This window comes from Allobosea thiooxidans, assembly GCF_900168195.1.
GTDB classification, from domain to species: domain Bacteria; phylum Pseudomonadota; class Alphaproteobacteria; order Rhizobiales; family Beijerinckiaceae; genus Allobosea; species Allobosea thiooxidans.
Genome location: NZ_FUYX01000002.1, coordinates 391144 through 408044, shown reverse-complemented (window position 1 = coordinate 408044; position 16901 = coordinate 391144). Strand labels below are relative to the sequence as shown.

General features: G+C 68.8%; 23 protein-coding genes. 11 read left to right on the top strand and 12 right to left on the bottom strand.

Annotation, left to right across the window (positions count from 1 at the left end; translation table 11 throughout):
- Positions 1-40: 40 nt before the first annotated feature.
- Complete coding sequence (gene soxY / locus B5Y19_RS05020; RefSeq protein WP_079591167.1) at positions 41-508, bottom strand: thiosulfate oxidation carrier protein SoxY; 468 nt, start codon at positions 506-508, stop codon at positions 41-43.
- A 217-nt stretch (positions 509-725) separates the two neighbouring features.
- Here soxY and soxA point away from each other — a divergent pair, with 217 nt between their 5' ends.
- From soxA to B5Y19_RS05005, 3 genes are all read left to right on the top strand, one after another.
- Positions 726-1514 (top strand): sulfur oxidation c-type cytochrome SoxA, encoded by a 789-nt coding sequence (soxA, locus tag B5Y19_RS05015; RefSeq protein ID WP_411914141.1) that lies wholly within the window; start codon positions 726-728, stop codon positions 1512-1514.
- Between the two features lie 11 nt (positions 1515-1525).
- On the top strand, positions 1526-2134 hold the full coding sequence (gene soxX, locus B5Y19_RS05010) for a sulfur oxidation c-type cytochrome SoxX (protein WP_055728609.1): 609 nt from the start codon (positions 1526-1528) through the stop codon (positions 2132-2134).
- 85 nt (positions 2135-2219) lie between these two features.
- Positions 2220-3107 (top strand): MBL fold metallo-hydrolase, encoded by an 888-nt coding sequence (locus tag B5Y19_RS05005; protein ID WP_055728608.1) that lies wholly within the window; start codon positions 2220-2222, stop codon positions 3105-3107.
- Between the two features lie 122 nt (positions 3108-3229).
- On the opposite strand, the gene B5Y19_RS05000 is transcribed toward B5Y19_RS05005, so the two are convergent.
- The 3 genes from B5Y19_RS05000 to B5Y19_RS04990 all read right to left on the bottom strand — a co-directional run bounded on the left by B5Y19_RS05000 (position 3230) and on the right by B5Y19_RS04990 (position 4798).
- On the bottom strand, positions 3230-3826 hold the full coding sequence (locus B5Y19_RS05000; protein WP_244555484.1) for a rhodanese-like domain-containing protein: 597 nt from the start codon (positions 3824-3826) through the stop codon (positions 3230-3232).
- Positions 3827-3902: 76 nt separating this feature from the next.
- Positions 3903-4361, bottom strand: coding sequence for a DUF6691 family protein (locus tag B5Y19_RS04995; RefSeq protein ID WP_055728607.1), 459 nt, complete (start codon positions 4359-4361; stop codon positions 3903-3905).
- An 8-nt stretch (positions 4362-4369) separates the two neighbouring features.
- Positions 4370-4798 (bottom strand): YeeE/YedE family protein, encoded by a 429-nt coding sequence (locus B5Y19_RS04990; protein ID WP_055728606.1) that lies wholly within the window; start codon positions 4796-4798, stop codon positions 4370-4372.
- 181 nt (positions 4799-4979) lie between these two features.
- Here B5Y19_RS04990 and B5Y19_RS04985 point away from each other — a divergent pair, with 181 nt between their 5' ends.
- Positions 4980-5330, top strand: a complete 351-nt coding sequence (locus tag B5Y19_RS04985) for an ArsR/SmtB family transcription factor (protein WP_055728605.1) — start codon at positions 4980-4982, stop codon at positions 5328-5330.
- Here the strand turns inward: B5Y19_RS04985 and B5Y19_RS04980 are convergent.
- The 3 genes from B5Y19_RS04980 to B5Y19_RS04970 are packed head-to-tail and all read right to left on the bottom strand — an operon-like array spanning position 5305 to position 7125.
- Entirely contained in the window at positions 5305-6378 is a 1074-nt protein-coding gene (locus B5Y19_RS04980) for a YeeE/YedE family protein (RefSeq protein ID WP_055728604.1), read from the bottom strand. The genes B5Y19_RS04985 and B5Y19_RS04980 overlap by 26 nt on opposite strands.
- Before the next feature lie 31 nt (positions 6379-6409).
- Positions 6410-6790, bottom strand: a complete 381-nt coding sequence (locus B5Y19_RS04975; protein WP_055728603.1) for an ArsR/SmtB family transcription factor — start codon at positions 6788-6790, stop codon at positions 6410-6412.
- Positions 6787-7125, bottom strand: coding sequence for a thioredoxin family protein (locus tag B5Y19_RS04970; protein WP_244555483.1), 339 nt, complete (start codon positions 7123-7125; stop codon positions 6787-6789). Before B5Y19_RS04970 ends, B5Y19_RS04975 begins: the two co-directional genes overlap by 4 nt.
- A gap of 152 nt (positions 7126-7277) precedes the next feature.
- On the opposite strand from B5Y19_RS04970, the gene B5Y19_RS04965 reads away from it, so the two are divergent.
- The 6 genes from B5Y19_RS04965 (at position 7278) to B5Y19_RS04940 (ending at position 11319) form a co-directional block, all read left to right on the top strand.
- Positions 7278-7778 carry a thioredoxin family protein gene (locus tag B5Y19_RS04965; RefSeq protein WP_079591166.1) on the top strand — a complete coding sequence of 167 codons (501 nt, stop codon included), beginning with the start codon at positions 7278-7280 and terminating at the stop codon, positions 7776-7778.
- A gap of 75 nt (positions 7779-7853) precedes the next feature.
- On the top strand, positions 7854-8366 hold the full coding sequence (locus tag B5Y19_RS04960; RefSeq protein WP_079591165.1) for an RNA polymerase sigma factor: 513 nt from the start codon (positions 7854-7856) through the stop codon (positions 8364-8366).
- Between the two features lie 7 nt (positions 8367-8373).
- Entirely contained in the window at positions 8374-9159 is a 786-nt protein-coding gene (locus B5Y19_RS04955; RefSeq protein ID WP_079591164.1) for an anti-sigma factor, read from the top strand.
- Between the two features lie 94 nt (positions 9160-9253).
- A complete protein-coding gene (locus B5Y19_RS04950) occupies positions 9254-10570 on the top strand; it encodes a sulfite oxidase (protein WP_055730433.1) in 1317 nt (438 codons plus the stop codon).
- Positions 10571-10572: 2 nt separating this feature from the next.
- Complete coding sequence (locus B5Y19_RS04945; RefSeq protein WP_055730434.1) at positions 10573-10920, top strand: hypothetical protein; 348 nt, start codon at positions 10573-10575, stop codon at positions 10918-10920.
- Between the two features lie 12 nt (positions 10921-10932).
- Positions 10933-11319 (top strand): c-type cytochrome, encoded by a 387-nt coding sequence (locus B5Y19_RS04940; RefSeq protein ID WP_055730435.1) that lies wholly within the window; start codon positions 10933-10935, stop codon positions 11317-11319.
- A gap of 15 nt (positions 11320-11334) precedes the next feature.
- Here B5Y19_RS04940 and B5Y19_RS04935 read toward each other — a convergent pair whose 3' ends face one another.
- The 5 genes from B5Y19_RS04935 to B5Y19_RS04915 form a co-directional block, all read right to left on the bottom strand.
- On the bottom strand, positions 11335-12318 hold the full coding sequence (locus B5Y19_RS04935) for an Ldh family oxidoreductase (protein WP_055730436.1): 984 nt from the start codon (positions 12316-12318) through the stop codon (positions 11335-11337).
- Positions 12315-13244 carry an NAD(P)-dependent oxidoreductase gene (locus tag B5Y19_RS04930; protein ID WP_055730437.1) on the bottom strand — a complete coding sequence of 310 codons (930 nt, stop codon included), beginning with the start codon at positions 13242-13244 and terminating at the stop codon, positions 12315-12317. Before B5Y19_RS04930 ends, B5Y19_RS04935 begins: the two co-directional genes overlap by 4 nt.
- A 17-nt stretch (positions 13245-13261) precedes the next feature.
- Complete coding sequence (locus tag B5Y19_RS04925; protein WP_055730438.1) at positions 13262-14320, bottom strand: YeiH family protein; 1059 nt, start codon at positions 14318-14320, stop codon at positions 13262-13264.
- A gap of 24 nt (positions 14321-14344) precedes the next feature.
- A complete protein-coding gene (locus B5Y19_RS04920; RefSeq protein WP_079591163.1) occupies positions 14345-15628 on the bottom strand; it encodes a UxaA family hydrolase in 1284 nt (427 codons plus the stop codon).
- Between the two features lie 71 nt (positions 15629-15699).
- A complete protein-coding gene (locus B5Y19_RS04915; protein ID WP_055730439.1) occupies positions 15700-15987 on the bottom strand; it encodes a UxaA family hydrolase in 288 nt (95 codons plus the stop codon).
- A 158-nt stretch (positions 15988-16145) separates the two neighbouring features.
- Here B5Y19_RS04915 and B5Y19_RS04910 point away from each other — a divergent pair, with 158 nt between their 5' ends.
- Positions 16146-16886, top strand: a complete 741-nt coding sequence (locus B5Y19_RS04910; RefSeq protein WP_055730440.1) for a GntR family transcriptional regulator — start codon at positions 16146-16148, stop codon at positions 16884-16886.
- Positions 16887-16901 lie beyond the last annotated feature (15 nt).

Sequence of the window (16901 nt, the reverse complement as noted above, 5' to 3'; positions counted from 1 at the left end):
TTTCCTCGCCTAGTCTTTTCTGGGACGGGATCCGGGCGGCTCAGCCGCCGCAGCCGCCGATCGTGACCTTGACGTTGGCCTTCGCCATGTGGAGCGCGCCGTTCGACATCTCGGCGACGCAGATCACGTCCTGGGTCTGGGCGAGGCGCATGCGCGTCGCGGCCGAGGCCTTTCCGCAAGCCGGCGTGAACTGGTAGCTGACGACGCCGGGCTGCGGATTGCCTTCGGCGAAGACATGGACGGCCTTGACGTAGTCGGCCTCCGTCATCGGGCTTTCGATCTCGACATTGACCGGCACCACGAGGCCGTTCTCCGCGATCTCGGGCACGTCGAGCCGGATCTTGCCTTCGGCCATCGGCTTGCCGCCATAGAGCTTCTTGAGTTCGGCGGCGACCGTCTTCTCGTCCGCGAATGCCAGCCGGGGCGCGATCGCGCACGCGGCAAAGGCCAATGCGGCCATCCTGACGGCGTCGCGACGCGACGGAGCCTTGGGGCTCTTCCTCATCATGTTCCTCCCTGGAACTGGTCTTGTTTTAACGCTTGACGGCGCGGCAGTTCGACGCACATCATTTGCACGTATCGTGATATTGTTTTTTGTGAATGTAAAGCCCTCCATTCAGTGAGGGCGGCAATAACGGCGGCCACCATCCTACGTGGCCGCGGAGGAAACGAAAGGGCTCGGGATGAAGCTACCCATCATTGGGGCGGCGCTGTTGGCGGCTGCCATGACCTTGGCGGCAGGGCCGCTGATAGCACAGTCACCACAAGACGACAGCGAGAAGGAGATCGAGCGCTACCGGCAGATGCTCTCGGACCCGTTCTCCAACCCGGGCTTCCTGGCGGTGGACCGCGGCGAAGCGCTCTGGTCGGAGAAGCGCGGGACGAAGAACGCCTCGTTGGAGAGCTGCGACCTCGGCGAGGGGCCGGGCAAGCTCGAAGGCGCCTATGCCAGGCTGCCGCGCCATTTCGCCGATGCCGACCGGGTGATGGACACCGAGCAGCGCCTGCTCTGGTGCATGGACAAGATCCAGGGGCTCGACACCAAGGATGTGGTCGCCCGCCGCTTTTCAGGGCCGGGCCGCGCCTCCGACATGGAGGATCTCGTCGCCTTCATCGCCAACAAGTCGAGCGAGATGAAGATCGAGCCGCAGCTCTCCCATCCCAAGGAGAAGGAGATGGCCGCGGTCGGCGAGGCGCTGTTCTACACCCGCGGGGGCGTCAACGACTTCTCCTGCGCGACCTGCCATGCCGACGAAGGCAAGCGCATCCGCCTGCAGGGCCTGCCCAACCTCTCGGTCAAGGGCAAGACGGCGCAGGAGACGATGGGCACCTGGCCGACCTACCGCGTCTCGCAGAGCGCGCTTCGCACCATGCAGCACCGCCTCTGGGACTGCTATCGCCAGCAGCGCTGGCCGGTGCCGGAATACGGCTCCGAGGCCCTGACCGCGCTCACCGTCTTCCTGCAGAAGCAGGCTGAAGGCGGCGAGCTCAAGGTCCCGTCGATCAAGCGCTGAGGGGAAACGCCATGATCAAGTCTCTCGCTTCCCTGGCGTTCGCTTTGCTCGCGGCTGGCGCCGCAAGCGCGCAGGATCGCCCCGCCCAGGCCACCATCGACGCCTATCTGAAATCGACCTTCGGCAAGGCATCGGCCGAATGGCAGGCGCGGATCAAGCCCGACGATTCGCTCGCGGTCTGCAACGCCACCCGGAACCAGCCCTCCTCGGCCCAGACCGACGAGATCCTCAAGCGGGAAGCCGCGCGCGTCGTCTACCCGGCCGACGGCAAGTTCCTGGGTGACTGGAAGAAGGGCTACAAGGTCGCCAATAACGGCCGCGGCGGGCAGTTCTCGGACCCGCCCGGCACGGTTTCCGGCGGCAACTGCTTCGCCTGCCACCAGCTCGATCCGAAGGAGGTCAGCTACGGCACGCTGGGCCCGAGCCTCGCCGCCTATGGCAAGGACCGCAAATACGACCCCGAGACGATCAAGGAGGCCTACACCAAGGTCTACAACTCGATGGCGGTCGTGCCCTGCTCGAACATGCCGCGCTTCGGCGTCAACAAGGTGCTGGACGAGGAGCAGATCAAGGACGTGATGGCCTATCTGTTCGACCCGGAATCGCCGGTGAACAAATAGCCGCCCGCGCCGAAGGCAGACGCAGCGGAAGGCGCTCGCTGCGCCCGCCGCGCCTGCCCCGCAAAGCTTGAAGAAGGAATGCCCCATGCTGTCGCGACGCCTGCTGCTCGCTTCGGGCGCCGCCGCCCTCGCCTCGCCATCCTTCGCCCAGCCCGCCGCGGCTCCGAGCCAGGGCGACGGGCGGGTGACCGTCCTCAGCGACGGCGGCTTCGAGATGCCCCTGTCCATGCTGGCGCAGGGCGTGGCGCCGGCGGAGATCGCCGCGGCGGCGCAGCAGACGGAACCGATGCGGACCGTGCTCAACGTCACATGCCTGCGGCGAGGCAGCGAGGTGATCCTGTTCGACTGCGGCTCGGGCGCCAATTTCCTGCCCGGCTCGGGGCAGCTCGGCGAAAGCCTGAAGGCGGCCGGCATCGAGCCCGAGGCGGTGACGCATGTCTTGTTCACGCATCTCCACCCCGACCACTTCTGGGGCGCGCTCGACGAGTTCGACAGCCCGCTCTTCCCCAACGCCCGCTGGCTGGTCGCCGCCGGCGAGATCGGCTTCTGGACGAGCCCGAAGGTCTATGAGGGCCTGCCCGAGGACCGGCATGCCTTCGCCGCCGGCGCGCAGCGGATCGCGAAGGGGCTGGGCGATAAATTGGAACGGCTGGAACTCGGGCAGGAATGGCTGCCCGGAATCACTGCGGTCGCGACGGCAGGCCACACGCCGGGCCATGTCTCCTTCGCCTTCCACCTAGCCGGCGAGCCGACGATGGTGCTCGGCGACGCGCTGACCCATCCGCGCATCTCCTTCGCCCATCCGGACTGGCGGCCGGCATCCGACCATGACGCCGATCTCGCGGTCGCGACGCGGCGGCAACTGCTCGACAGGCTCAGCCAGGAGCGCATGCTGGTGATCGGCTATCACCTGCCCGGCGGGACCGGCCGCGTCGAGCGCCAGGGCACGGCCTATCGTTTCGTCCCGGCCTGAGAGCCCATTTGGGAATCCGCTCAAGCCCCCATCCTGAGGAGCCATTCCGTCAGGAATGGCGTCCCGAAGGATGCTCCAGAGGATGAGGGTTGGAGTTTCCAAACGGGTTCTTAGACGCCGTTTCAGCGGTTCCCGAGGTAGAACTTCGCCTTGTCGGGTTTGAAGGTCCAGGGCAGCCCGGCATTCTTCCAGCCATTGACGGACCGCCGGCCATCGGCGGCGAGATCGCCCTCGAAGCCCTCATGCTGGCTGTAGACCTGCGTGAACCCGGCCTCCGCCAGCTTGTCGACGGCACGGGCCGAGCGATCGCCCGAGCGGCACATGACGATGACGCGGTCGGTCTTGGCCAGCCCCTTGGCTGCCAGCAGCCGGCCGACATCCTGCGAGAAGGTCGGATGCGCCTCGAGCCGGTAGCGCCCCTCCTTGTCGTCCCAGTCCCAGAACTCGGTGACGTCGACGAAGGGCACATGGCCGTCAATGGCAGGCGCCCAGCCGGTGAACATCATCTCGCCGCGGGTCCGGACGTCGACGAAAAGCGTCTTCTTGCCCTCCTTCGCCATCGTCTCGGCCGTCTCGCGCGGCGTCATGTAGAGCCCGAGCACCGTCTGCTTGGACTTCGGGAGAGCGGTATCCGGGGCCGCAGCGGCCGGACGCGCTCCCTGCGCCGCACCGCCCAGCATGGCACCGGCCGCCAGCGTCAGAACCTTCCTGCGATCCATCGCAACCTCCTCGTCATGTCGCGTATTCGGATGGAATCGTCGCGCCGGCGCATGGGCAGCAGCGCGGCGGCGTTTTTCAGGCGCGGCCGCGCTCCTGCATCGGCAGGGGCGCCTTGGCCGAGGCTCTCCAGCGGGCGAGCGTCATGCCGGCCAGCATCGCGGCGAGGAAGACCAGCGCCGGCATGCCGCCGGTCAAGGTAGCGACCAGCGCCGGGCCGGGGCAGAACCCGGCCAAGCCCCAGCCGATGCCGAACAATGCGGCGCCGGTCAGCAGCCGAGCATCGGGCCTTCCGGCCGCCGGCAGGGAAAAGCGTTCCGCCAGGAGCGGTCGCGGCCACGCCAGGACGAAGCGGTAGCCGAGCGTGGTGACGGCGACGCCGCCCGCCATGACGAAGAGCAGGCTCGCATCCCAGCCGCCGCTCGGAATCGCGCCGAGGTCGAGAAAATTCAGCACCTTCGCCGGATCGGACATGCCGGCGACGATCAGCCCGATTCCGAAGACGAGCCCCGCCGCGAACTGGATCAGGATCGACATGGGCGACCTCACAGGATGTGCCTGACGACGAAGACCGTCGCGATCGCAGTCGTCATGAAGACGGCGACGGCGATGGCCGAACGCAGGGAGAAGCGCGACAGGCCACAGATGCCATGGCCGGAGGTGCAACCATTGCCCCAGACGGAACCGAACCCGACGAGCAGGCCCGCCACGATCAGCACGGGCAGCCCGCTCGCGATCTGCGGCACCGGCCAGGCTCCGGTGAATGCGAAGGTAACGATGGGCGCCGCGATCAACCCGGCGACGAACGCGACGCGGCCCGCAGCGGGGCGTTCGGGAGCGGGGGGCAGCAGCCGCGACAGGATCCCGCTGATCCCGGCGATGCGGCCCTCGAACGCCATCAGCATCACGGCGGCCGCCCCGATCACCGCCCCACCGAGGAGCGAGGCCAGCGGCGTAAAGGATGTCTCGATCATGTCAGCGGTGTCCCGAAGGGCAGGAATGCGCTCCCAGCACATGGGCCGGGCAGCTTCGTCTGGCGGTGGATCGGCGACGCGCGTTGCCGACGGAGCAAGGTCCCCGACCTGGCGGCACGAGATTGACCAAGGCTGCCTCCTATAATAAGATCGAAAAATCCATATATATTGAAAATAAGATATGTCAATCGGGAAAACCGATATCCAGGCCGCGCCGGTCACCCCGCCGATCGCGGAAGCCGCATCCTTGCTCGCCGCCATGGCGAATCCGCGTCGCCTCGCTATTCTCTGCCGGCTGGTGGAGGGAGAGGCGGCGGCAGCCGAGCTCGCCCAGGTCACCGGTCTGAGTCTGGCTGGCGTGGCGGCCCATCTGTCGCAGCTGCGGCGGCTTGGGCTGATCGCGGCCCGCAGGCGGGGCGTCTCGGTCCTGTTCACGCTGGCCAGCCCCCAGGCGGTGGCCGTGCTGGAGACGCTTCATGCGCTCTACTGCGCCGAAGCCGGCCCGGTCAGCGATGCTGCCAGAGGCCCCTGATCGAGCCCTCCACCAGGAAGGCGATGCCGATCCGCGCGCCCAGCATCATTCCCAGGATGGCCAGCGGCCAGGACAGCGCCATCATCGAGCCGGCCGAGATCCCCTGCCCGATCGTGCAGCCGCCGGCGAGCACGCCGCCCCCGCCCATCAGCACCGCGCCGGCGAGGTGTCTGCGCATCTCGCGGTCGTCGTCGAAGGCTTCCCAGCGGAACTCGCGGTCGTAGAGCGCCGACAGGAACGAGCCCAGCGTCACCCCGACCAGGGTCGCGATCCCGAATTCGAGCAGCGCCGCCGGCGCGGTCAGCACCGCATAGAGCGCGCGACCGACCGGCGAGACGAAGGTCAGGCTCTGGGCCCGCGGCACGGTCTCGAAGGCGTCGACCGCCACTCCCGTCACCCACCAGCCGGCGACGACGGCGAGCCCGAGCGTGGCGCCCGCGAGCAGCAGCCGCGGCGAGCGCCGCAGGCGGCGATCGGCAACGACCACCGCGACCAGCACCGGCGCGGCGGCGACCGTGATCGCAATGCGCGCCTGCGGAACGCCGAGATAGGCGAGGATGCTGGCGAGATCGGCCTTGAGGCCGCCTGGGACCGGCCAGTAGACCCGCTCGATGATCTCGATCCGGATCGGCGCGAACATTCCGCGCAGCGTCGCATAGGCGACTGCGCCGAAGACTATCATCACGATCAGGCTGCGCAGGTCACCCGCGCCGAGACGCACCAGGCAGCCGAAGCCGCAGGTGCCGACCAGCGCCATGCCGAGGCCGAACAGCGTGCTGCCGAAGAGGATCGAGAGCCAGGGCAGGCCCGGCTGCACATAGGTCGAGCTGGCAGGGTCGAGCAGGCCCAGGCCGATGAAGCCCTGCGCCCCGACGAGCGCGATCGCAAGCGCGAGCCCGAAGACCCGCAAGCGACGCGTGTCGCCTCCCATCCAGGCATCCTCGATCGCTCCGAAGGAGCATAGGCGCGCTCGCCGCACCGTGAAGCCGCAGGCTGCGCCCGCCAGGACACCGACCAGCGTCGCGGCCCAGGCGGACAGCTCGGTCATCGCCGCAAATGCCGCGCCAACCGACGAGCAGTCACGATTTGACGTTTTCGCCTGCGGCGGTGCCGCAGAAGATGTCGTAGATCACGGCGATGACGCGCCGGACATCGTCATTGGCGAGGCTGTAATAGATCGCCTTGCCGTCGCGGCGGGTGGTGACGAGCTGGTCGAGCCGCAGGCGCGCGAGCTGCTGCGAGACCATTGGCTGGCGCAGCGACAGCAGGTTCTCGAGCTCGGTCACCGTGCGCTCCCGCTCGGCGAGCAGGCAGAGCAGCAGCAGCCGGTTCTCATGCGAGAGCGCCTTGAGGAAATCGCTCGCCTTGCGCGCCTTGCGCATGAGCTGGTCGAGCTCCGGCGAGAATTCGGCGCCGTCGCGCAGCTCGGTTTCGAGCGCCTTCGAGACAATCGCGGTCATGGCGTCTCCGCTCGGTGTTCCTGGGTCCGTTCCGCAGTGTCAATGCCAGCAACGAGCCGTCCAAGCAAACCCCAGAACATGTCGTCGTTGAGATAACCGGTGATGCGGCCGCGTTCGCGCCCGTCATCGACCAGCACGAAGGTCGGCGTCGCGATCACCGGCTCGTTCAGCCCGCCGCCGCGGATGCCGCCGGCCGGCAGCTCGACGCGCCTCAGCGGAGCCCGCCTGCCCTCCGGCGTCGCCGCATAGACCGGCGCGACCTCGCGCTCGAAGCGCCGGCAGAAGGGACAGCTGTCGCGGGTATACATCACGAGCTCGGCGGCAAGCGCGGGCATCGACGCTCCGATCCACAGCGCGAAGGCTGCGGCCGCTCGTACCCGATGTCTTCCGCTTGCAAACATGCGCTGAACATAGTCGTATTCATATGTTTATACCAGAGCCGCGGAAGGCGCATGAGGGAGGCGACACCGTGATTACGCGACGCGAGATGGCAGCTGGCTTGGCGGTGATGGCCGGCCTCGCCCCGGCATATGGCAAGGCCCGCCTGAGCGAGGACGGGCTCTACCAAACCGAATGGTATCTCGACAGCTTCCTCGACCTCGCCGAGGACCTCGGAACCGCCAGCCGCGACGGCAAGCGCTTCGCGATCCTGTGGGGCCTGCGCAACTGCCCCGCCTGCCGGCGCATGCATGAGGTCCACCTCGCCGATCCGGCCACCGAAGCCTATATCCGCGAGAACTTCGCGATCCTCCACCTCAACATCCTCGGCGCGCGCGAGGTGACCGATTTCGACGGCACGAAGCTGAGCGAGAAGGCGTTCGCCGCGCGCTATGGCATCGTCGGGACGCCGGCGATCCAGTTCTTTCCGGCCAGTGCCGAGGGCCTCGCCGCCCGCCGCCCGCAGGAACGGGAAGCGGCGCGAATGGCCTCGCTTCCCGAGCCGGAGGCCTTCCTTGCGCTGTTCCGCACGGTCCGCGGCGGAACCTGACCGCCTCTTCCCGCTCTGGAGCCCGGCGCGCTGTTGGGGTAGATCGCAACGGATCATCGCGGAGGGAGATCGTCCTTGCGTGCCACCGTCGAACGCGCCTTGCGCCAGAATTGGGAGCGCCTGTTCTCCTATGGGCTGCGGCTGAGCGGCAGCCGGGACCATGCCGCCGACCTCCTGCAATCCTGCGCGACGAAGGCGCTGGCCGCCGTGCCACCCGATGACGACGAGCATCTGCGTGCCTGGCTGTTCACGATCATGCGCAACATCTGGATCGACGAGCACCGCCGCGGGCAGGCCGCCCTGCTCGCGGCAGAGGAGGCCCCGGAAGACGGCGACTGGCGCCATGACGATCGGTTGATCGCGACGATCACGGTGCGGCAGGCGCTCGAGCGCCTCGACCCCGCACAGCGCGAGATCGTCGAACTGGTCGACCTGGCCGGGTTTCGCTACGGCGAGGCCGCGCGTATCCTCGGCGTGCCGGTCGGCACCGTGATGAGCCGCCTCAGCCGGGCGCGACTGTCCCTCCTGAATGCGATCGAGGGCGGCAATCTGCACCCACTCCCGACGCGCCTCCGCCAAACGAGCTAGCGAACACGTGACCGACAGCGACCTCCTCTCCTGGACCACGCTCAACGCCTATGTCGATGGCGAGCTGGAGCCGGATCGTGCTGCGAGGGTCGCGGCCGCGCTGGCGCGCGACCGGCAGGCCGCGGCGAAGGTGGCGACGCTGACGCGGCTGCGCGCCGCCGTCAGGGCAACCGCTCCGGCCGAGGTCGCGCCGCCCTTCGTCCTGCCGCGGGCCCGGCCGAGGGCGGCACGCCTGATGCCCTGGGCTGCGGCCCTGCTCGTCGCCGCCGTGCTCGGCGCAGTCATGCTCGGCGGCGACCGGCTGCGCCCCGGCGCCTCGCCGCTCGCGGCGGCGATCGCCGCCCACCAGCTCTGGCTGGCTCAATCCCCGCCGGATGCGCCGGCGCGCCTCGGCGTCGAGCTCGCCGGCGCGGAGGCCTCGTCCCTGCCCGATCTGTCGCTCGCCTCGCTGCGTCTCGTGCATCTGTCGCTCGATCCGTCCGGCCGCCGCGGCGGCGGCATGCTCGCCGGCTATGTCGGCCCGAATGGCTGCCGCGTCGGCCTGTGGATCGCGCCTGCCGATGCGGCGCTCCCGGCCGAGCCCGCGATGCGCGATCGCGACGGACTCGCGATCCGGGCCTGGCGCGGCGAGCATGCGAGCTACGCCCTACTCGGCCGCGGGATCGATGCCGTGCGCCTGGACGGCATAGCCGCCCTCGTCGCCCGGATCACGCGCGACGAGCCCGGCGTCCCGCGCGAGCAGGTCGCGGCGCTGGCCGAGGCGCGCAGCGTGCGGCCGGCCTGCATCGGCTGAGCGACGGGGCCAAAAAGAAAAACCTGCGAGCTGGAATAAATCGAAGCCGGCCTGCGTCTTCTCCATTGAGGAATATGTCCTCGGGAGAAACGTCATGCTCAATGAAGCGCCGCCGCGGGATGCCGCGGCCGAATCCGCTGCCACGCCTTCCGCCGACCGTCCCGTAACCTCGCGCGCATCGCGCCGCCTCGTGCTCGGCGGCAGCCTGGCCGCACTCGGCCTCGCCGCCGGAGGCCTACCGCGCCTGTCGCCGGTGTCGCCCGCCGCAGCCCAGGGCACGCCGGCCGCAGCCCCGCCCAAGGGGCCCCAGCCCTTCGATTATCCGGGCAAGGACAAGGGCCTGACCCTGCTGGGGGATCGTCCTCTCGTCGCCGAGACCCCGGCGAACCTGCTCGATGACGACACCACGCCGATCGCGAAATTCTTCGTCCGCAACAACGGCCAGATTCCGGAGCCGATCAAGGATGTCGACGGCTGGCAGCTCAAGATCGAGGGCGAGGTCGACAAGCCGCTCACCCTCACGGTCGCGGAGCTGAAATCCCGCTTCGCCCCGCAGACCTTCCGCATGGTGCTGGAATGCGGCGGCAATGGCCGTTCCTTCTACCAGCCGGCGGCGCGCGGCAATCAATGGACCCATGGCGGCGCCGGCTGCGCCGAATGGACCGGCGTGCGCCTGGCCGACGTGCTGAAGGCCGCCGGCCTGAAGAGCAGCGCCAAGTTCACCGGCCATTACGGCGCCGACCCGCATCTCTCCGGCGACACCGGCCGTGACGCCGTCTCGCGCGGCATGCCGATCGAGAAGGCGCTGGAACCGCATTCCCTGATCGTCTGGGCGATGAATGGCGAGCCGCTGCCGCATATCCATGGCGGACCGCTGCGCCTCGTTGTTCCCGGCTGGCCGGCCTCGCTCTCCTCGAAATGGCTCAACCGCATCCTGGTGCGCGCGACGCCGCATGACGGGCAGGGCATGGGCGGCACCTCCTATCGCGTGCCGACCGTCCCGATCGTCCCCGGCTCGAATGTCGACGGCAAGACGAACTTCACCGATCTGACCTCGATGCCGGTGCGCTCGATCATCAGCGCCCCGGCCAACGGCACGCGCCTGCCGGCCGCGACGCGCGACGTCGCGCTGCGCGGCGCCGCCTGGGCCGGCGACCACGAGGTCGCCAAGGTCGAGGTTTCCTTCGACGCCGGCCAGCGCTGGCACGCCATGACGATGGCCAAGCCGAAGAACCGCTATGACTGGGTCCGCTGGACCGGTCAGATCACCCTGCCGAGCGAGGGCTATTTCGAGCTTTGGGTCCGCGCCACGGATTCCCGAGGCGTCGCCCAGCCGCATGTCGCGACCAACTGGAACCCGCAGGGCTACGGGTCCAATCCGCTCCACCGCATCGCCGTCCTGGTCGGTTGACGATGTCGTTCCACTCCGCTCTTCGGGCGGCCGCTCTTGCGGCCGCTCTGCTCTCCTCCGCCGGCAGCTTCGCCCAGGAAGAGACCCCCGAGACCCTGCCGGACTTCCCCGGCCGCGACGAGACCTTCGGCTACTGCATCGGCTGCCATTCGATGAAAGTCGTCGCCCGCCAGGGCATGGATCGCGTGCGCTGGGACGACACGCTCCGCTGGATGACGGAAAAGCACAACATGCCGGAGCCGGACGCAGAGATGCGCAAGATCCTGCTCGACTATCTATCCCAGGCTTTCCCCCCGCAGGCGCCGGCCCAGGGTGGCGGCTGGACCAGCCCCTTCGCCCCCAAATCATAGGATACGACCACGATGAAGTCCGCCATCCTCGCCGCCGCGCTGCTCGCGGCGGCGATCCAGCCCGGCCGTGCCCAGGACGCAGCCGCCGGTGAGAAGGCCTATGCCCAGTGCCGTTCCTGCCATCAGGTCGGCGAGACCGCCAAGAACACCGTCGGTCCGATCCTCAACGGCTTCATCGGGCAGAAGGCCGGCGCGCGCGAGGGCTACAGCTACAGCAGCGCGATGAAGGATTCGGGCCTGACCTGGGACGAGGCGACCTTCTCATCCTATATCCAGAACCCGCGTGCCAAGGTGCCCGGCACGAAGATGATCTATGCCGGCCTCAAGGACGAGAAGCGCGTCGCCGATCTCCTCGCCTTCCTCAAGCAGTTCGACGCGGCCGGCAAGAAGCAGCCCTGACGCCGCTCCCGCCGCTCAGCTGAAGGCGTCGGCGATCTCCGGCGGGATCTCGAGCCCCTGTTCCTGCGCCTGGCGCCGCAACGCGACGCGCCGGGCGCCGGGCAGGCGCACCCCCTCCTGCCCCAGCACGATCTGCGCCAGCATCGCCATCCGTGCACCGAAGCCGTCATGGCCGAAGGCGGCCGGATCGAAGGCGACGATCAACTGGCCGACACCGGGAGGCGGCCCCTCGCCGTCGAAGAAGTTCGTCGCCTCGGCCGAGAGATTGGCCCCGACGAGGCAGGCGGAGAGGATCTCGACCATCAGGGCCAGCGCCGCCCCCTTGGCGTCGCCGAAGGGGATCATCGTGCCCGCGAGCGCGGCGGCGGGATCCGTCGTCGCATTTCCCTCCGCGTCGAGCGCCCAGCCCTCCGGGATCGGCTGGTTGCGCTGCTTCGCCGCCAGGATGTTGCCGCGGGCGACCTTGGAGACCGACAGGTCGACGACGATCGGCTCCGCCCCCTCGAGCGGGGCAGCGAAGGCGATGGGATTGGTGCCGAACACCGGCGCACGGCCGCCCCAGGGCGCGATCGCCGCGGGTGCGTTGGCAAAGAGCAGGGCGACCAGCCCCTCGCGCGCTAGCGCCTCGGCATGGTGTCCGGCGACGCCGCAATGGTTCGACCGGCGGATCGCTGCGATCGCCACGCCCTGGCTGTGCGTGAGCGCCGGCAAGGTGTCGAGCGCAAGGTCGATCGCGGGATAGGCATAGCCATCGGCCGCGTCGATGCCGAGGACGCCGGGCGCGGTCTTCCGCATCTGCGGCACCGCCCTGCCGTCGACCTTTCCGGTCGCGAGCATGGCGAGATAGGTCGGGATGCGCGACAGCCCGTGCCCCTTCAGGCCGTCGGCCTCCGCCGCCACCAGCGCGCGGGCGACGGAGCGCGCGACCGCGGCGGAACAGCCGCGCCGCTCGAAGACGGCCGCGATCCGGTCGGTCGCATCTTGCAGGCTCAGCTTCATGCGATCACCCTCAGCACGTTCTCGATCGTCACCTTCGAGACGCGCGCATTCGATTCCTCGGTTACGCCGCCGATATGGGGCGTCAGGATCAGGTTGGGCACGCCGGCGAGACGCGCCGCGGCGGGCCCCGCCAGGGGTTCGCTGTCGAAGACGTCGAGGGCCGCTCCGGCGAGCCGCCCCCCGCTCAGCGCCGCCGCAAGTGCCGCCTCGTCGACAATCCCGCCGCGCGCGGCGTTGATCAGGATCGCCGAGGGTTTCATCCGCGCCAGGCGCCAGGCATCGAACAGCCCACGCGTCTCCTCGGTCAGCGGCACGTGCAGGCTCGCGATGTCGACCGCCGCGACGAGCGTGTCGAGATCGACGCGCGCAACGCCCGACCTCTCCCAGACCGGGTCGGAGGCGGGCACGAAGGGGTCATGCGCGACCACCACCATGTCGAGCGCCGCCGCGCGCCGCGCGACATGGCGCGCAATCGAGCCGAAGCCGACGAGCCCGAGCGTGGCGCCGGCGACCTCGCCGCCGATCAGCGCATTGCGCGGCCAGGCTCCGGCAGCGACGCGCTCGCTCGCCTGATAGGCCCGGCGCCGGAGCATCATCGCCGTGCAGATGACGTATTCCGCCACCGCCACATCGTTCGCGCCGCTCGCTGGGCAGACGGCGATCCCGCGGCGCCGGCAGGCCTCGACATCGATGTTGTCGAGACCGACGCCAAGGCGCCCGACCACCTTGAGCTTCGGCGCCGCCGCAAGCAGCGCGGCATCGACCTGGGTGCGGTTGCGCACCACGAGCGCGACCGCCTCGGCCGCGCGGGCAGCGAGCTCGCCCGGCTTGTCCACCAGGGCGGGATCATAATGCAGGCTGTAGTTGCCCGGAACGAGCTCGAGAGCCGTCTCGTCGAGGAATTCGCTGATCAGGATATCGGCCATGGCAGCTCCGGACGGTCTCACCTCAGGATGACAAGGCCGCCGCCGGCGACGGCGAGGATCACCAGGCTCGTCCCCGTGACGAGCGCGAGATGGCGCCAGCCGAGCCGGGCCATGGCGCCGAGCGACGTGCCGATGCCGAGCGCCGCGATCGCGACCAGCAGGCCCCAGGCCGAGGCCGTCAGCAGGATCTCCCTGACCGGCCGGTAGGTCTCCGCGAACGCGGGCTGCGCCGCCAGCACGCTGTTGAGCAGACACAGGATCAGGAAGACGATGGCGAAAACCGGGACGGGGACCTTGGCGTCGCCATGCTCGCCGACATGCCGCGTCATCCACCAGCCCACGATCAGCACCGCCGGCAGCAGCATGAAGACCCGGAACAGCTTGACGATGACGGCGGCGTTGGCGGCGTCGTCCGAGACCGACTGGCCGGCGCCGACCACCTGCGCGACGTCGTGGATCGTCGCGCCGAGCAGGATGCCGGTCTGCTGCTCCGACAGCCCGAGCCAGAGGCACAGCAGCGGATAGGCCAGCATCGCGATGGTCGACAGCGCGTTCATCGCAATGACGGTGAAGGCGACATCGGCGGCCTTGCCGCGATAATCGGGCACCACCGTCGCCGTCGCCAGCGCGGCGGAGGCGCCGCAAACCGCGGTCGCCACCCCGCCGAGCGCGCCCATGCCGGGCTCCCGCCCCAGCAGCCGCGCCAGCAGGAAGCCCGTCGTCACCGTCGCCGCCATGGCGACGATCACCAGGAGGGCCGTGCCAAGGCCGAGCGAGACGATGTCCCCCAGCGCGATGCGTAGGCCCAGCAGCGCGATCGCCCAGCGCAGCAACTTCTTGACGCAGAAGGTCAGGCCGGGCTCGAAGACGGCCCGGCCCGCGAGCGGATGGAGCGCCATCCCGATCACCAGGGCGATCACCACGACCGGCACGCCGACGCGCCCGCCGAGCGCGGCCTTGAGCCAGGGATTGGCCAAGGTCGCCGCCGCGGCCACCGCCACGGAAACCAGCACCCCGGGCCACAGCACCGTGGCGAAAGACCCTCCGAACTGGCGGAAGGCTCCGATCGCGCTCATTGCGGGACCCTTCGCCGATCGGCCTCAGGCGCTGCGATAGAGCTTGGTCATCGAGAATTCGCGATGGCCGAGCGCTTCGGAAGCCGTCAGCCGGCCATTGGCCGTGCGCACGATGCTCTGGATCAGCGCATCGCCCGCCTGCGGGATCGTCATGTCGCGCCGCAGGATGCCGGACACGTCGAGGTCGATATGCTCGGGCATGGTGCGGACCGTCTTCGGATTGCCGCTGATCTTGATGACCGGGACGATCGGGTTGCCGATGACGTTGCCCTGCCCGGTCGGGAAGGTGTGGACCACATAGCCGCCGGCCGCCATCAGGGTGACGCATTCGGCCGCGGCCGAGGAGGTGTCCATGTAGTAGAGGCCCGGCCCGTTCTGCGGGGTCTCGGCCGGCTGCAGGATGTCGATGAACTTGCAGTCGCGGCCGATCTTTTCGAGATTGCCGAGAGCCTTCTCCTCGATCGTGGTCAGGCCGCCGGCGATATTGCCCTTGGTCGGCTGCGAGTCGGAGAGATCATCGGTCTTGTGGGCCTCGATCACGTCATCCTGATAGGCCTTCCACATCTTGTACCAGCGCTCGCCGACTTCGGGCGTGGCCGCGCGCGCCTTGCACAGATGTTCGGCGCCGGTGATCTCGGAGGTCTCGCCGAAGACGCCGTGGATGCCGCGCGGAATCCACTTGTCGTACATGTTGCCGACGGTCGGGCAGGAGGAGAGGCCGGTGGTGGTGTCCGATTCACCGCATTTGGTCGAGACCCAGAGGTCCTCGATGCCGCATTTCTCGCGCTGCAGCTCGCTCGCCCACTGCACGAACTCCTTGGCGACGTAGGAGGCCCTGGCGATCGTGGCGATGTCGCCATGGCCCTCGATGCCGAAGCCGACGACCGGCTTGCCGGTCTTGGCGATGCCGTCGACGACGCGCTTGGTCCAGCCGTCCTCGATGCCGATCACCACCACGGCGGCGACGTTCGGGTTCGAGCCCGTGCCGATCAGCGTGCGGAAATGGATATCCAGATCCTCGCCGAACTGCAGGCGGCCATAAGCGTGCGGGATCGCGAGCGTGCCCTTGATGTTGTTGGCGACAGCCTCGCAGGCGGCGTTGGAGAGATCGTCGAGCGGCAGCAGCAGCACATGGTTGCGCACGCCGACGCGGCCATTCTCCCGGCGCCAGCCGAAGAAGGAATCGAGGCTGCGGCCGGTCGGGCGCTTGATCTGCGGGACCTTGAACTCGGGCGCCTCGATCTTGCGGCCCTTCACCTTGGCGAGCTTACCCTTGACGAGGTCGAAATTGGCGACGATGGACGACATGGCGCGTTCCTGGAGATTGAGGGCTCGACCCGCGGGGAGCCCGGATGGAGGGGCTGGCTTTAGGCCGGCGCTCACCAGCGCTTGGTCTTGACGTTGTGGACGTGGAGATGTTCGCCCTTGCCGATGTCGGCGACCGCCTTGCCGATGTCCTGGCCGTATTTCCAGATCGTGTCGCCCTTCTTGATGTCCTTGAGCGCGACCTTGTGGCCGATCGGGATGTCCATCTTCGCGGTCAGGCGGAAATCCGAATTGTCGTGGGTGACCACGCAGAGCATGTCCGTGCCCGCCTTCAGGCCCTCGACCACGACGACACCGACCGTGTCCTTCTTCTCATGTACCAGCAGCTGTGGGTTGCTCATCCCGGACCTCCTCCGCATGAACCGGAGCCGGTGTCGATCAGGTCCGAACGGCCCGATCGGCGAAGCGGTCTCCAGCGAAACCAGGCGTGACCGCGCCGCTCTCGACGCATCACATAATATGTCTTATATAAGACATAAGATAGAAGGCAAGACCCTGAATGACGCTCAAGCAAAAGCGGGACGCGGCGCCGGCGATCGGCTTCAGCCCGCTCTATCAGCAGGTGAAGTCGGTGCTCCTGCAGCGCCTCGTCGACGGCGTCTGGGTACCTGGCAGCCTGCTGCCCAGCGAAATCCAGCTCGCCGCCGAGATCGGCGTGAGCCAGGGCACGGTGCGCAAGGCGCTCGACGAGCTCGCCGCCGAGAACCTGCTGGTGCGCCGGCAGGGGCGCGGCACCTTCGTCGCCGAGCATGACGAGCGCCGCATCCTCTTCCAGTTCTTCAAGCTGGTGCCGGACCATGGCGAGCGCCGCTTTCCGGAGAGCGCCGTCCTCAACGTCACCGTCGCCCCGGCCGATGCCGAGGAGAGCGCCGCGCTCGCGATCGAGCCGGCCGCCGGCGTCATCCGGATCCGGCGGCTGCGGGCGCTGGACGGGCGGCCCCTGATCCTCGAGACGCTCAGCCTGCCGCAGAAGGTGTTCGCGGGCCTGGATCGCGCCGAGATCCCGAACAACCTCTACAGCCTCTTCGCCTCGCGCTACGGCATCACCATCGCCCGTGCCCGCGAGCGGCTGAAGGCTGTGGCGCTGTCCGCGGATGACGCGGCCGCGCTGTCCGTCGCCACCGGCACGCCGGCCCTGAGGATCGACCGCATTGCGCTCGCGCTCGACGGCATGCCGGTCGAGCGGCGCCTGAGTCTGTGCCTGACGGAGGAGGCTCACTACCTGTCCGACCTGCGCTGAGCCCGCAGCCGTCAC